Origin of the sequence: Paenibacillus riograndensis SBR5, from assembly GCF_000981585.1 — a bacterium.
Classification (GTDB): domain Bacteria; phylum Bacillota; class Bacilli; order Paenibacillales; family Paenibacillaceae; genus Paenibacillus_AQ; species Paenibacillus_AQ riograndensis.
Map to the genome: position 1 here is coordinate 6,323,931 of NZ_LN831776.1, position 14,477 is coordinate 6,338,407.

Below are 14,477 nucleotides of genomic sequence, written 5' to 3' on the forward strand. Positions count from 1 at the left end.
TCCCCCTTAATCGCCTGTTTTTTGAATCCGCTTACATCACAAATATAACGTCAGCTGCACTGCCGCTCAATCAGGCATTTTTAAGTATAAACAGGCTAAATTCAATAAATTAAAAGCCATCCCCAAAGGAATGACTAAGTGTGTTTAGCTGTTAGGCAGATTTTTACGGTACTCTCTCGGTTTACATCCTGCAAGCTTTTCGAACATCCGGGAAAAATGCTGCGCATCCAAATACCCGACCATCCGGCAGATCTCGTACACTTTCAAATCTGTATTTTCCAGCAGCTCCTTTGCCTTGTCGATTCTCATCTGTGTCAAAAAATTCAAATAATTATCGCCCGTCTTCCGTTTAAAAAGCTGGCTTAAATAATAGGGGCTGATAAAAAAGCGGGCTGCCAAATCGGCAAGGCTAATCTGTTCATTGAAATGCTTCGACACATACAGCTTAATTTCTGAGATGATATCCTTTTTTTGGGACAAATTATGCTCCACCTTGAAGTTGATAATTCCCCGGATGACCTGGATCATCCATTCCTCCAGATACTCAAGCGTCCTGAACCGTGAGAAGCCCTCCAAAGACAGAATATGTCTGCCTACCAGCTCATTCTGCTGCAGCTGCTGAAAAGACAGCTTGCGGATACTCGACAGAAGGATGTTTAAACATCTCAGCTGCAGGTCTGCCGGATTCATCCCCGATTCTGCTGCCATCCCCCGGAACATTTCGCGGATAACGGCTACGCATTCCTCTTCGTCCATGTTATCGAGCCCATCTTCCAGTCTGGTAATCAACTCTTCAGGGACGGGATGACTATGTTCAGTAATCTTTTTAATCTCGGTAAAGGAGATCACCGGGTTTCCTTCCTTAATTAGCTTGTAGCTAAGTGCATTTCGTGCTTCTTCAAAAGACTGGCAAATTCCCGTTCCCCGCTTATACACGGTACCTATGCCAACGCTGATCGACAGATTCAGCTTCTGGTACACCGCCTGTCTCAGTCCTTGGATCACATGGAGCAATCTCCCATATACAATGTTACTGTTATGTGCAATCACAATCGCAATTTGCGGGCCAAAATACCGGAACCGGTACACTTTATAGTAGTTCCTCAAGGTCTGATCTATATGCTGAAGCAGCGGCTGGAAGCCAATCTCCTTAAGCAGCTCGGTACTGCCTTCAATTTCGATGATTATAGAATTAAACCAGGTGCCTGCTGTGGGAATTTGAGCGCTATGAAGCAGTTCTTCCACCAGACTCGTATGCTCATTCCCAAGATCAAGAATGTCGCGTAAGGTCTCTTCCTGCATCCGGCTGTGAACTTCATGCTTTAACTCGTTTAACCGCTGTAATTTGCTCCTGTCAGCACGGATCGTCTCCATGACCCGGTTGACACTGTCGTGCAATTCCTCTTCCTCAACCGGCTTGTTGATGTAGAACTGCACGCCCAGCTTCATCCCTCTTCTGGCATATTCAAAATCTGCGTATCCGCTTAACAGAATAAATTTCGTCTGAATCTTGTTGTCTTCCAGCATTTTGATCATATCGAGACCATCTGCTACGGGCATGCGGATATCCGTTATTACAATATCTGGACGAAGCCTCTGTATCAATTCGAATCCTTCAAGCCCGTTATAAGCCTCACCGACAACCTTGCATTCCGGAAGATAGCGGCCGATGATTTTTTTAAGCCCTTCCACAATACCTTTTTCATCATCTATTAAAACAAGTCTCACTCCGAACCCCTCCTGTTCTCATTAAAATGGCCGCTGGCATCAAATCCTGGGATCAATATTTCAATTGTCACTCCTTGCGCACCCATTGGAACAATGGTTAAATAATACCTGTCTCCATAGTGAAGCTTTATGCGTTCCGCAATATTTTGCAGTCCCAGCCCTTTTTCTGTTGATCCGCCATTGCTTTCCAATTTGTATTTGTGCGAATCCGCCCCATCCAAAAGTGCGCGGAGCTCGGACTGCTTATCCAGACTCATACCAACCCCATTATCCGTAATCCGGAATAACATCTCTCCCTGTTCCGTCCAATTCCCCTCAATCACGATGTCCATTATACGACTGTAGTTCTCAAATCCATGGTTAATGCTGTTTTCAACTATGGGCTGAAATACCAGGGGGATAATACTGCATTCCAGCATCTCACCCGGAATCTTGATCTCAAGCTTGAACATATTGTCAAAACGGATGTTCTGAAGCTGCAGATAATTCGCTGTATACTCCAATTCATGCTTCACGGAATGCTGCTTGCCTTCTTTATTTAATACCAGCCGGAACATGCGTGCGAGAATTTTGATCATGTCTGCAGTTTCGTAATCATCCTTTATCAGCGCCTTCATCCGGATGGACTCTAACGTGTTATAGAGCATATGGGGATTGATCTGGTTCTGGAGAGCGATAAATTTGGCCTGGCGCTGTTTGATTTCCCCGATATATACGTCCTCTATTAAAGTACGGATGGTTGTAATCATTTTGTTGTAGCTGTGTACCAGGCTTCCGATTTCGTCATTAGCCTGCTCCTTCTCTATAGCCAAATATTGACCCACCTCAGCCTGCTTCATACTTCTACGGAGCGCCTTTATAGGCCTGGTAATCGTAAAGCTTAGACCAAACGAGAAGAGTGTAATGATCAGACAGCTCATCAAAATGACGATGACCGTCATGACCTTGATTTGATTAATTTTTTGCAGCAGCCTTGAGCGGGGAATATCCGTCCTAATGAATAACTCCCCTTGCGATGTGCTTCCCAATAAAACAATGTGGTCTTTGTCTCCTTTATCCTGGATATATTCCTCGCCTGACTCCAGCACTTGCGTCCAGGATAACTGTCCGCTGGCAGCATCGGAGTGGTAGACAATTTGCTGCTGGCGATTAGTGATAACTACACTTATGCCGTACTTGTCCCGCGCCAAAATGAACTCATGATCAAGCTGCAGCAGAGTAAACGGGTCCAGATCAATAAGCAGCATCCCCGCATATGCCCCGTCTGAGCTAAACAGCACTCTTCCCGCCGTTACAACCGCTCCCTCCCCTTTATCCTCGTAGTAGGAACGGTCATGTAACCCGGTAATAAAGAAGGTTTCATTAGAATCGCGGAGCCCTGTGTACCACTCTTGAGCCAATAATGCGTTTTCATTTACCTTATTGGTGGAAGTACTGAACTGATACACACTGTCATCTCTGCTGACCAGCATCACACTGCTCATCTCTGATTTGAGTAAGGCAACCCGCATCAGCAGCCGCTGCACAGCCAGTCTTTGATCAATAAGTTTGTCAAAAGGCAAATTTTCAGCTTCACCGAGGCTGTAAATAATGTCGTTATCTACCAACACTGATTTCGTAACCTCTTCATATTCTTTGAGAAATTCATTCAAAGTCGTCCTTATTTGCGACGTATACAGAGAGGCGAATTCTTGGGAAGAGTCCTCTAGCCCCTTAGCAGATTGCTGAAATATGAATGCGCTTACAGATAACAACGGAATAACGCATACCAATACATAACCCAGCATTAACTTATTTTGGAGCTTCATGTTTCTTATTCTCACAACAATTCTTCGTGTCCAGTGTTTTTGCTCCATAGCTAACCTACCTTCATCGTTATTCCATCTATATTACACGATCCATTTGCAGTCATATACATGCAAAATATACTATAAGGAAATTATAATTAAATAGGCATTTTTAATTTTTTTTAAGGACATTTACATGAATTTTGGCCTGTAGGCCCGAGCACTCACAAAAAAACGGACAAATGTATCTGCCCGTTTATTTCCCTTCTGTTTCATCACCGCTTCGCTTTATAAAACTCCTAAATTATTTTACCATACCTTTCTATTTGACCAACTTCCAACTTTGCGAGCTACTTTTTCACACAATCCATCCTCCAATCTTTTTATATTTTATGTAGCAAAACCAATTTAGTCACATTTTAAGATAAGGGAGGCGTGAGAGTTATAGCAAAGAGCCTACACTCAGGATCGAGTGCGGCTCTTGTTGGTGTTGCTTATTTTTTCCGATACTGGACTGCATCCCTGAAACCAATCGCTGATGCGCTCACAAAGCATCTTGATCTTTTGTCGTCTATGAGGCATCCCCCAACACCCCTCAACCCACATCCCTATACCTCAACCGGCGGATAGACCAGACAGACAGCAACACAATGTACACCCCGTTCATTATGAAGAACAGCAGATTCTCTGCAAGTGTCAGTCCGCGCTGAGTGAGTACGCCCATACCTATCGTCAGCAGTGAGTAAGGGAACAGCAGGCCCAGCTTCAGGACATACAGGCCCAGTCCGATAAAAACCGCACACAGGCTGATACCAATCGGTGTGGCAAAACTGCGGATGCGTATGGATAGCCCGAGCTGCAAGGCGGCAATGGTAATTGAAGCGACCCAGCCGCGGAAGGTCCAGAGGATGATTTCCATTGGAAAGGGCTCCATAATGGACAGCATCTGCCCGGCGGTCCAGTACAAGATTAGAAATGATACCTGCGCTCCAGCGATCAGTATGCCCACAATGGCCAGCTTGGCCAAAAAGATACTCGTTATCGGTACGGGCGCAGCCAGAATCATATTCCAGTTCCTGTTCACGTGCTCCAGCCGGCAGACAAAGGCGCAGCAGATCGCAATCAGAATCGGTAAAAAAAACTCTCCGTAAAATAAGCTCACCTGTGTCCACAAGCTATACCAGCCGTTCTGCAAGGCCTCCTGATTAAAATAAAAGTTAAAGCAGCCGATCAGCAGGCTGATCACCGGCAGGCTGGCCAGCACCAGCCCCATCCGGGAATGACGCAGCTTGGGCCATTCGGCAGCAACGCTTCTGAGCATTGTATTCCCTCCTTAAATCTCTTGTCTTGAGATATGAGTATTCCCGGCAGCATACAAAAGCAGCGTCAGTACTAGAGCAACACTCAACTGGACGAGAGGCATTGTCCCGGTAATATAGGTTCCGGAGGAAGCCTTATAGACATACGTGACCGGACTGAGGTCCAGATAATAGGACCAGACAATGACATGCCGGACAGCTGCAGGAAACAGGCTGGCGGTCGTCCCCAGGAACGCGCCCAGCATGCCAAGGCACAGGGCAAACGCCTGGTTCTTCACCGCCAGCGAAATCCATTGCTGCATCGCTGTAATCAGCAGATTGGCAGAAAGCGTACCCGCAGCGAATTGCAGCAGCAGTGCTACCGGAAGCGGGCCGTCCAGCTTGTGCAGCACGCCGAAGCCCACAATAAAAACGGCCTGGGCCAGAATGCCGTACAGCATCAGACTGCCCGCACAAATATATTTGGCGGCATAAATAGAGCTGCGTCCGACTGACGTAGTCAGCAGCATTTTCCAGGTGTCTCCTTTGTGCTCCATGTCACAAATTCTGGACACTACAATGGCCGAGAGAATCGGCAAAAACAGCCCGTTCATGGACGAGAGGCTGAAAATCAGCGCTTCCCAGGTGGCATTGGCTGCACTTCGCGAAATCGATATGCCCATGGACATCGATGCCCATCCCAACTCGGCGGCCAGAAAGAGCGTAAGCATCGCCCATACCTTTCTCCGGCGGATTTTATAATATTCCAAAGACAAGGCTTTCATCACAGGCTCCGCTCCTTTCCGGTGAGGTCAAGAAAGATATCCTCCAGGCTCTTTTTATACGCCTCGATCCGGCTTACTGAAATCCGGCTGGACACCAGAATTTCATTGATCCGGGCCACTTCAGAATCCTGCATGGCGCCGAACACCAGCAGCCGCTCTTGTATTCTGGGCCTGTATCCGTGCGCAGCCAGCACTTTGACCGCCATGGCGGGATCATGGGTCTGGAAGTGTATCGCCGCCTGGTTCTGCGCCTGAAGCGCGGCCATCGTTCCCTGGAACAGCAGCTTGCCCTCACTGATAATGCCAACGGAGGTAGCGATCTGTTCTATCTCAGACAGCAGGTGGCTGGACACCAGAATAGTCATACCGTACTGAGCAGGCAGCGACTGTATCAGCTCCCGGATCTCCCCAATTCCCGCCGGATCAAGACCGTTCGTAGGCTCGTCCAGAATCAGCAGGCTTGGAAAAGCCAGCAAAGCCATTGCCAGACCCAGGCGCTGCTTCATCCCCAGGGAATACTGCCGGGCGGGCTTGTGCTTGTGATTGTCGAGACGGACGATCTGCAGGACTTTATCGATATTCTTTGCAGGCAGGCTCCGCAGACGCTGCATCACCCGCAGGTTCTCAAGGCCTGTAAGATGTCCGTAATAGGAAGGCGATTCAATCAGTGAACCCGTCTGGTTCAGAATGGACTCTCGGTTGTTCCTAAGCTCTTTTCCAAATAGCTTCACCGACCCTTTTGTCGGTTGGATCAGGCCCAGCAGCATCTTAAGCGTTGTGGTTTTACCGGCTCCGTTCGGGCCGAGAAAGCCGAATATCTCTCCTTGTTGAACGGCCAGATTGATGTGATCCACTCTGGGCGTACCGCCATAGGATTTGGTCAAATGCTGTGTCTCAATGATTGGGTAAGCGTTCATTGGTTTCTCTTCAGCTCCGTTTCTGTCAAGTTGGCCTCTTGCCTCTAAATATAGAGGGCTTCCCTTGCTCCGGGCTGAAGATAACCTTACGCCTGCCTTAAATAAGGCCAATCCTATAAAAGTCTACCGCTTGATCATGTATACTAAATTACGGGTGATACACATTGAATATGATGAAGAATAAAAAAGTTATGATTGTCGAAGACGAACCCAAAATCCGCGAAATGATCGAGCTGTTCTTACGAAAAGAAGGCTTCTTTCGCATATACGCGGCTGGAGATTATAGGACCGCCCTCGCACTCTGCCGTCTGGAGAAGCCGGACGTCGCCATTCTGGATGTGATGCTGCCGGACGGAGACGGGTTCTCGCTGCTGTCTTCCATACGGACCTTCTCTGATATGCCGGTGCTTTTTCTGTCGGCACGCGGCGAAGATGAGGACCGGCTGCTGGGGCTGGGCCTGGGGGCCGACGATTACATCGTCAAGCCTTTTCTGCCCAGAGAGCTGATGCTGCGGCTGACGGCTGTGCTGAAACGGGTGTATGCCTCCCAAATACCGGAGCGGCTTCCTGTCTTCAGATTGGGTGAGCAGGTGGTGGATCTGGAGGGTGCAGTTGTGCAAAAAGAAGGCCGGGAGCTGCCGCTCACGGCCAAGGAACATGCCATTCTAATCAAGCTGTATGAGGATCGTGGCCGGATTGTAACCAGCGATGCGGTGTGCCAGGCTGTCTGGGGGGACGACAGCTATGGATATGAGAATACTTTAATGGTGCATATGCGGCGTATCCGCGAGAAGATTGAAGCAGACCCGTCCAAGCCGGCGTATTTGCTGACGGTCAGGGGACTCGGCTACAAGCTCATTGTGCAGGAGCCACGCTAATGGACAGCGCAGTCCGGATTTTACGCAAATTTGTGGGCTCCACCCTGATGGTCTCTTTGCTGCTGCTGCTGTTTAACCTAATTCTGCTGGGTTCCCTGATCTTCAAAGAAACGCATCAAGAGACCTCACCGGAGACGGTTGTGCGGGAAATTGCCGCCGGCCTAAAGACGGCTGCCGGCAAGCATGCGCTAGAGCCCGAGGCTGCAGCGCTGCTTCAACATCATCAGGCCTGGGCCATGCTGCTGAATCAGGAAGGCAAGGTACAGTGGAGTGAACAACTGCCGGCGGAGATTCCGCGTTCGTACAGCATCTTGGAGGTGGCGAAGTTCTCACGCTACTATTTACAGGGGTATCCCGTATATATCTGGGAGCATCCGGAAGGACTGCTGGTCGTGGGTTATCCCAAACATTCATATGAAAAATACCAGCTCGAATACTTGACGGATTGGCTGCAGTCACTTCCCTCAAGAGTGCTGCTCCTATTATTATGTAACGTTGTACTTGCTGTTGCCCTCTCGCTGTTCATTGGCACCCGGCTGATCCGCGGCATCCGTCCGCTGATCGACGGTATTCATGCTTTGGCGAAAGACAAGCCGGTGCGGGTAGAGACGGGAGGAATTTTCAGCGACTTATCCGAGAGCATCAATTTGGCTTCCGCTACGCTGCAGGCCAAGAACACTGCGCTTAAATCAAGGGATGAAGCACGCTCCAACTGGGTCGCCGGGATTTCCCATGATATCCGCACCCCCCTCTCGATGATCCTGGGCTACGCCAGCAATCTGGAGGAACAAGTCAATCTGACCGGGGAGCAAAGGCAGCAGGCCGCCATCATCCGCCGCCAGGGCGAACAGCTCCGTTCGCTGGTCAGCGACCTGAACCTCGTCTCTATGCTGGAGTATGACATGCAGCCCTTGCAGCTTAAGCCGGTCCGTTTATCCACTCTGGCCAGAACCGTGGCTTCTGACATCATCAACAACGGCTTGGATGAACGTTATCCTATAGACCTCAGCATCACCGACGAGAGCCTGCAAGTCATGGGCGATGAGAAATTGCTGTACCGTGCGGTAAGCAACCTGGTGCAGAACAGCGTTCAGCATAACCCGGACGGCTGCCGGATTGTCCTCAGAAGCTCGCGCGGTCCGGAAGACTGCTGCTATTCCTTATCCGTATCCGACACTGGGGCGGGAATTGCCCCAGAGCACTTGCCCGAGCTGGTTCTGCTGCCATATAGCGCAGGGCGGGTACACCCGGTCCGGCAGGGCCATGGACTGGGTCTCCCGATGGTCGCCCGCATCGCCGAAGCCCACAAGGGCAAGCTTATCCTGGAAAGCGGCACCGCCCAAGGACTGCATGCAACCCTGCAGTTTCCAGCTTGGCCAGCCGATTCCTCCGGCCCGGCGGGCCAGGGGCGTCACCGGCCTGGACCTATTGCACCTGGTGACGCTTAAATACACGCCCGACAAAGGGCAGGCATACTGAACATATCACCACATAAAGGACAATTCTCACGGTAATAATGCTCAAGGTTAAGCCGGGAAGGGGGTATGAAAAATATGAAGTATAATCCGCTGGAAAAACGGGCTGCACTGCCATGTACGGAAGCAGCATCAGAATATGATTCAGGATGCCGTTGGTTCCGCTCAGCCCCAGAAAGACAGGAAGCAATATGATTAGCACATCAATCACCAGCACCACAAATGCAGTTTTCATTTTTGCGGACAGAAGCAGGGTTACAGCGACCATCCCCAGCAAAACCAAATATAGGATGGACACACATACTACTGCAGCTTCCAGCATGGATAGATTATAGGGAACAGTAACATTCAAAATTTGCAGGGGCAGGTTCCAGCCCCCGGTCCCAAATGCATATAATTGAATGCCTACAGCCAATACAATATTTACGGTGAAGACAAGCAGTGCAAACAGAAAGGCCGCTGATATTTTGGCCTGGATCAATTTTGATTTCCCGTACCGGGTAGACAGGATGACACTGTCAGCACCCGATTGATATTCTCCTGCGAATACTGGAGCAACACAAATGCAGATGGCAATAATAGAAACAATCAGCAATTCAAAACACTGGAACAGGCTCTTCCAGCCGGCGTGATAGCCGTATTCATACGGAGTTTCAACCTGGCTGTTGTGGGTGTTCCAGAATTGCTTTTCCTGCTCTGAATATTTCCAGTCCGAATAGTCCATATCCAAATAACTCTTAACTTTGTCTGCGCGCGCCTGATAAAATCCCGCAGTATCCTTGTTGAGCCGCATATCTCTGAGTGCGGTAAGTCCGTTATCGGTGACCTGCGGCTTCACAAAAGCTTCGTCAATCATTTTAAAGTAAGCGAAATGCGGCAATACAGAACGGGCATAAATGTCATCCTTCAAATTCACCTGATCCCCGTCTTTCACCACATTCTCAGGATTAGAGAACAATGCCTGATAGGCTTTAATATCTTTGGCAACCCGTTCCTCAGTCAGCGTTCCTTCAAGCTCTTTAGCGTATTCTTTCTCAAGCCGGATTGCCGCCGTACCATTTACCTGACTGCCGTCACGCTCCAGCGCAATATAATTTTTGACAGGCATGATAAAGAACAGAAGGGTTAAGAACAAGCTGACCAGAACAACAACAATGTTCATTCTCTTTTTGGCAATTTTCATAAACTCATATTTGAATAAATTGTTCATTTCGTCCCCCTATATTCGGCAATGTCATTCTGAAAATGGTACAAGTACAAATCCTCAAGCGTAGGTATCTCGTTCATGGCGCCGTCCATCGGGAGCTCATCACTAAGAACACGAAGGATAACGGTATCATCGTCTCCGTGATGCAGATTGGCTACGCAAAAGGAACTGCTGATGGCAGGGGCCGCCTCCTTCGCAACCACACATCTCCACACCTTACCGTCCATTTCGTGCGCGATGTTGTCGGCTGGGCGGTTGATAATCAGCTTGCCGTCTTTGATCATTAGAACCGTGTCGGATATATATTCTATGTCGGATACAATATGAGTAGAAAGAATGACAATCTTGTCTTTGGAGAAGTTTGCAATTAAATTGCGGAAATGGACCCGCTCCTTCGGGTCAAGTCCGGCAGTAGGTTCGTCCAGGACCAAGATTCGGGGGTCGTTCAGAACAGCTTGCGCAATGCCCAGCCTCTGCTTCATCCCGCCGGAGAACGTACGGATTTTTTTCGCTGACACTTCAGTTAGACCGACCAACGCCAATAGCTCTTTGCTGCGGATTCTGGCCTTCTCCGGTGAAATACCTTTCAGTGCAGCGACGTAGAGCATAAATTCCCCGGCTGTGAAATCCGGATAATATCCAAAATCCTGCGGAAGATACCCGAGGAGGCTGCGATACTCTTCCCCTAAATCCGCGGCACGTTTTCCATCCAGATAAACATCGCCCGCAGTAGGATTCAGCACCCCGCAGACCATTCTCATTAAAGTTGTTTTTCCTGCCCCGTTCGCACCAAGCAAGCCATACACTCCCGGCTTCATCGTAATTGTCATTTGATCGACCGCAGTTTTGCGGCCAAATTGTTTGGTAAGTTTATTCAGCACTAATTCCATATCTCGTCCTCCCTCTCTGGTACTCTATCCGCATTGCCATTGCATACAAAAAAATCCGCCTGCCCGGTATTTATTCTACCGCTGGCAAGCAGACTGAACTTTAAGATTGAACCGTTTATTTATTTAGAAAATCCTAAGAAAGCAATAAGTTTTTCTATTATCTGTAGTGATTACCGCCTGACAGCTTTAACCGTGCTTGTTTACGCTGCAAATAGCGGGAACCCCCGGCAAATAGGACATATCCCAGAATTCCTCCCAGAAGGTTCAGGATAACATCGTCTATGTCTGCAGCCGCTCCAAGAAAATATTGCACAAATTCGATTGAAAAGCTTGCAAAAAAATCATTAATGCCGTTCTCCCAAAGGAACGCATCCGCGAAAATACACTGGGCAGCAAAAATCCGCAGGGGATAAACATGAGAATATTGGCAAAAATCTGCACCACCATTTTATCCGTTAACATGCCCCCCGGACTCATCTAACATGCGTAAAGGGAGCAGATTCAAGTGATGCTGCGCCGGATGAAATGCGTCTTGTCCCCATGCTGAAATTATGGTTGCATATAACACTATACAGCTGCATGCAGCGAGCAATACTATGCTCAACTGCCGGATTACACTTACCCGTCCCTTCAGCAAAAAGAATACCGGCAGATACAATATAATGACTGCTCCGATGAGAATGCCTCCTATAATAAAGTAACCCATTAAATCATCCATGGTGACCTCCTTGTGAAATAAGCGGCAGCTTTACACTAAATACGGTTTTTCCGTTTTCACTCTGCATGTCGATTTGTCCTTCATGCAGAGTTACAATTTCCTTGGCAATGGCAAGGCCTAGACCTGCACCTCCCGTGTTTGTTGAACGGGCATCATTCAGCCGGTAGAACTTATCAAATATTTGATTATGCTTATCCAGCGGTATCGTTGTTCCGGTATTCGTACAGGTAACGGCTGCCATATCCTTCTGAACTTTTGCCGACACCTCAATGGTGCTGTTATCATCACTGTAGGCAATTGCATTTTTGAGAATATTGTTAAAAACCCGCGCCAGCTTCTCGGAATCACCATACACGGTTATAGTATCTTCCACGTTAACAATCATCCTTTTTCCGGCAGGCGTGAGAGAGGGGTAAAATTCATCCGGCATTTGGATCAGCATATAGGAGAGATCAACGTTCTGTTTCTTAAGCTGGATCGTTTGCTGGTTATATCTTTCGACTTCAAAAAAATCATTGATCAGACGCTCCAGATGATATGCCTTTTCTAAGGTTATTTTCGTATAATTCTCTTTTTGCTCATTAGGCATATCAGGGGCTTCGTGAAGTAAACTCAAATAGCCAATGACAGAGGTAAGCGGCGTTTTTATATCATGAGCCAGATACATCACCAAATCTCTTTTATTTTGCTCCGACAGCTGTACCTCCAGCTCACGTTTTTGGAGGGTTTGCTTAACGAATACCAGCTTCTGCTCCATCGAGGACATCTCCGGCGACAGCTTAATGTCTGCTTCATCCGTAATTAAGGCATCAATTCCTGCATTGACTTCATTAAAATATTTGGTGAACCACGATAACGAAAAGTAGAAGAATATAAGAAAAAATGCCGATATGGCTATCAGCATGATGATCTCCCAATGATCCCGCAGCACACTTTCATAAATGGAAAGCGCATGATCATATTCGTAACCAAAAACATATTGCAACAGCCGGACCCCCGCCTCACCCAGCCGCCCCCGAACCAATGAATACAGTACATCCACCGCTATAAGAGCAAGGAGGATCAGGCTAAGCATTCGCACGAATACTTTCATTCTAAGCTTTGCATAATTCATATTGATCTGTTTATTACTTTTCAATTTTGTACCCCACCCCCCATATCGTCCGGATCCATTTCGGCTGATCTACCGAGTCATTCATTTTTTCCCGCAGATGCCTGATATGCACAGTGATGGTATTGTTATTTTTATTGTAATATTCGTTGCCCCATACCGCATGGAACAACTGTTCAGAGCTGATTACTTTACCCTTATTCTCACAAAGAACCCTTAAGATTGAGAATTCCGTAGGCGTGAGCGATAAAGGCTGCCCGTTCAGCCAACACTCATGCGTGTTCACATCCATAACCAGCCCCGAATAAGAGATGACCGCTTCATCTGGTGTTGGCATCGTCTGATATTTTTTATATCTGCGTAACTGCGCCTTCACCCGGGCAACCATTTCAAGCGGACGAAACGGTTTGGTCATATAATCATCAGCCCCCATAGTAAGGCCGGTAATCTTGTCGGTTTCTTCATCCTTGGCCGTAAGCATAATCACAGGAAAATGGTAGTTTTCCCGGATACGCCGGCACAGTGCAAAACCGTTCATATCCGGGAGCATAATATCCAGAATCGCTAAGTCCACCCTTGCGCTTTCAATATACTTCAGGGCATCCTGCGCGTTATAAAACTTCGTAACTTTGTAATTTTCATTTTTTAAGTAGATTTCGATTAGATCGGTGATGGCCTGCTCGTCATCCACCACCAGGATATTTTCAACCATGTGGTATCACCTGCCTTTATTGCATGAAATATAGCCATTGTAACAGAAAACCCCAGGAATTTATGTGGTATTTTTCTTGTTAAATTCTTAAGATTATCCTAAGATAACCTGAATTCCCCTTACAGCAGTGTTCCATAAAAACGAGGGTTATCCCAGTAGCCATGAAATGGCTTGGGACAACCCTCGTTGGATTGAATAGGATGGACTTCAGAACTTATGTGGTTGCTCCGCAAACGGACCGTTGTTCCAATTACTGCCGGGTCTGGATTTCATCCCAACTGCATTGTAGTCACACAAGTATCGTCCTTCTCAAACGTGGAAAGCTCGGACTCCGCCTGTTTGCCATCATGTTCAATGGTAACTTGATAGGTCCGGTCCCGGGGCAGCCACAGATCGATGAAGCCGTTGGGCTGGGATTTCACCGTTTTGTTGTCCATGATTACTGTGCCGTCCGAGTCTGTAACCGAGATGTTGAACTCTTCCCCTGTCATCTCGCCCTGGCAGCCGGTCAGGCTGTGGGTTGCGCATGGATGGGTTTGGTCCACGTAAGGCGCGATAGAGACAAAAAATTCATCGGCCGGCAATGCGTAGGCTGCCGACTTGCCATCGCTCTCCTTCACAATCAGCTGTGTGGATGAAATGGACGCGGACTCCGCTTTTTTGCTGCGGCTGCTGAAATCATGCACCAATTGCTTGAGGCCCGGCGTATCCATTGCAGCAGTTTGCACATCCCCCCCGACGGCTTGTGTATCCGTTTGCCCCGGCTCTTTCTTGTCTGCGTTCCCCGCGAACATGTATGCTCCTAAGGCAATAACAACTACCACCCCGGCAGCGGTTACCAGCATTTTATTCTTCATTTGGGAATCCTCCTCCTGTCTCATGTCCCTATTATAATCGAGTCAGCACAATTGTAGACAAGACGAAAGCGTGACAAATAGGCCAGGCAATCTTCATTCACCGTTCAACTCCAC

General features: G+C 48.1%; 13 protein-coding genes. 2 read left to right on the forward strand and 11 right to left on the reverse strand.

Annotated features, from left to right (window positions below; all coding sequences use genetic code 11):
- Positions 1-144: 144 nt before the first annotated feature.
- The 5 genes from PRIO_RS26745 to PRIO_RS26765 form a co-directional block, all read right to left on the reverse strand.
- The gene (locus tag PRIO_RS26745) at positions 145-1,728 is read right to left on the reverse strand and encodes a response regulator transcription factor (RefSeq protein ID WP_020427600.1); all 1,584 of its coding nucleotides are present in this window, start codon (positions 1,726-1,728) and stop codon (positions 145-147) included.
- Positions 1,725-3,338, reverse strand: coding sequence for a cache domain-containing sensor histidine kinase (locus PRIO_RS26750; RefSeq protein ID WP_331709822.1), 1,614 nt, complete (start codon positions 3,336-3,338; stop codon positions 1,725-1,727). The genes PRIO_RS26745 and PRIO_RS26750 overlap by 4 nt, the downstream gene beginning before the upstream one ends.
- Before the next feature lie 772 nt (positions 3,339-4,110).
- Positions 4,111-4,836, reverse strand: coding sequence for an ABC transporter permease (locus tag PRIO_RS26755; RefSeq protein WP_020427598.1), 726 nt, complete (start codon positions 4,834-4,836; stop codon positions 4,111-4,113).
- A 12-nt stretch (positions 4,837-4,848) separates the two neighbouring features.
- Positions 4,849-5,601, reverse strand: coding sequence for an ABC transporter permease (locus PRIO_RS26760; protein ID WP_039787203.1), 753 nt, complete (start codon positions 5,599-5,601; stop codon positions 4,849-4,851).
- Complete coding sequence (locus tag PRIO_RS26765; RefSeq protein ID WP_020427596.1) at positions 5,598-6,515, reverse strand: ABC transporter ATP-binding protein; 918 nt, start codon at positions 6,513-6,515, stop codon at positions 5,598-5,600. Before PRIO_RS26765 ends, PRIO_RS26760 begins: the two co-directional genes overlap by 4 nt.
- A 170-nt stretch (positions 6,516-6,685) precedes the next feature.
- Between PRIO_RS26765 and PRIO_RS26770 the strand changes: the two genes are divergently transcribed.
- Positions 6,686-7,393 (forward strand): response regulator transcription factor, encoded by a 708-nt coding sequence (locus PRIO_RS26770; RefSeq protein ID WP_020427595.1) that lies wholly within the window; start codon positions 6,686-6,688, stop codon positions 7,391-7,393.
- Positions 7,393-8,841, forward strand: a complete 1,449-nt coding sequence (locus PRIO_RS26775) for a sensor histidine kinase (protein WP_020427594.1) — start codon at positions 7,393-7,395, stop codon at positions 8,839-8,841. The genes PRIO_RS26770 and PRIO_RS26775 overlap by 1 nt, the downstream gene beginning before the upstream one ends.
- Here PRIO_RS26775 and PRIO_RS26780 read toward each other — a convergent pair.
- From PRIO_RS26780 to PRIO_RS26805, 6 genes are all read right to left on the reverse strand, one after another.
- On the reverse strand, positions 8,819-10,078 hold the full coding sequence (locus tag PRIO_RS26780) for an ABC-2 family transporter permease (RefSeq protein ID WP_020427593.1): 1,260 nt from the start codon (positions 10,076-10,078) through the stop codon (positions 8,819-8,821). The two genes, PRIO_RS26775 and PRIO_RS26780, sit on opposite strands and share 23 nt — an antisense overlap.
- The gene (locus PRIO_RS26785; protein ID WP_020427592.1) at positions 10,075-10,965 is read right to left on the reverse strand and encodes an ABC transporter ATP-binding protein; all 891 of its coding nucleotides are present in this window, start codon (positions 10,963-10,965) and stop codon (positions 10,075-10,077) included. Before PRIO_RS26785 ends, PRIO_RS26780 begins: the two co-directional genes overlap by 4 nt.
- Positions 10,966-11,122: 157 nt before the next feature.
- Positions 11,123-11,371, reverse strand: a complete 249-nt coding sequence (locus PRIO_RS37530) for a VanZ family protein (protein ID WP_081487152.1) — start codon at positions 11,369-11,371, stop codon at positions 11,123-11,125.
- 304 nt (positions 11,372-11,675) lie between these two features.
- Positions 11,676-12,797, reverse strand: coding sequence for a sensor histidine kinase (locus PRIO_RS26795; protein ID WP_063850491.1), 1,122 nt, complete (start codon positions 12,795-12,797; stop codon positions 11,676-11,678).
- 13 nt (positions 12,798-12,810) lie between these two features.
- On the reverse strand, positions 12,811-13,506 hold the full coding sequence (gene vanR / locus PRIO_RS26800) for a VanR-ABDEGLN family response regulator transcription factor (RefSeq protein ID WP_020427588.1): 696 nt from the start codon (positions 13,504-13,506) through the stop codon (positions 12,811-12,813).
- A gap of 269 nt (positions 13,507-13,775) precedes the next feature.
- On the reverse strand, positions 13,776-14,363 hold the full coding sequence (locus PRIO_RS26805; RefSeq protein WP_020427587.1) for a CueP family metal-binding protein: 588 nt from the start codon (positions 14,361-14,363) through the stop codon (positions 13,776-13,778).
- Between the last annotated feature and the right edge of the window lie 114 nt (positions 14,364-14,477).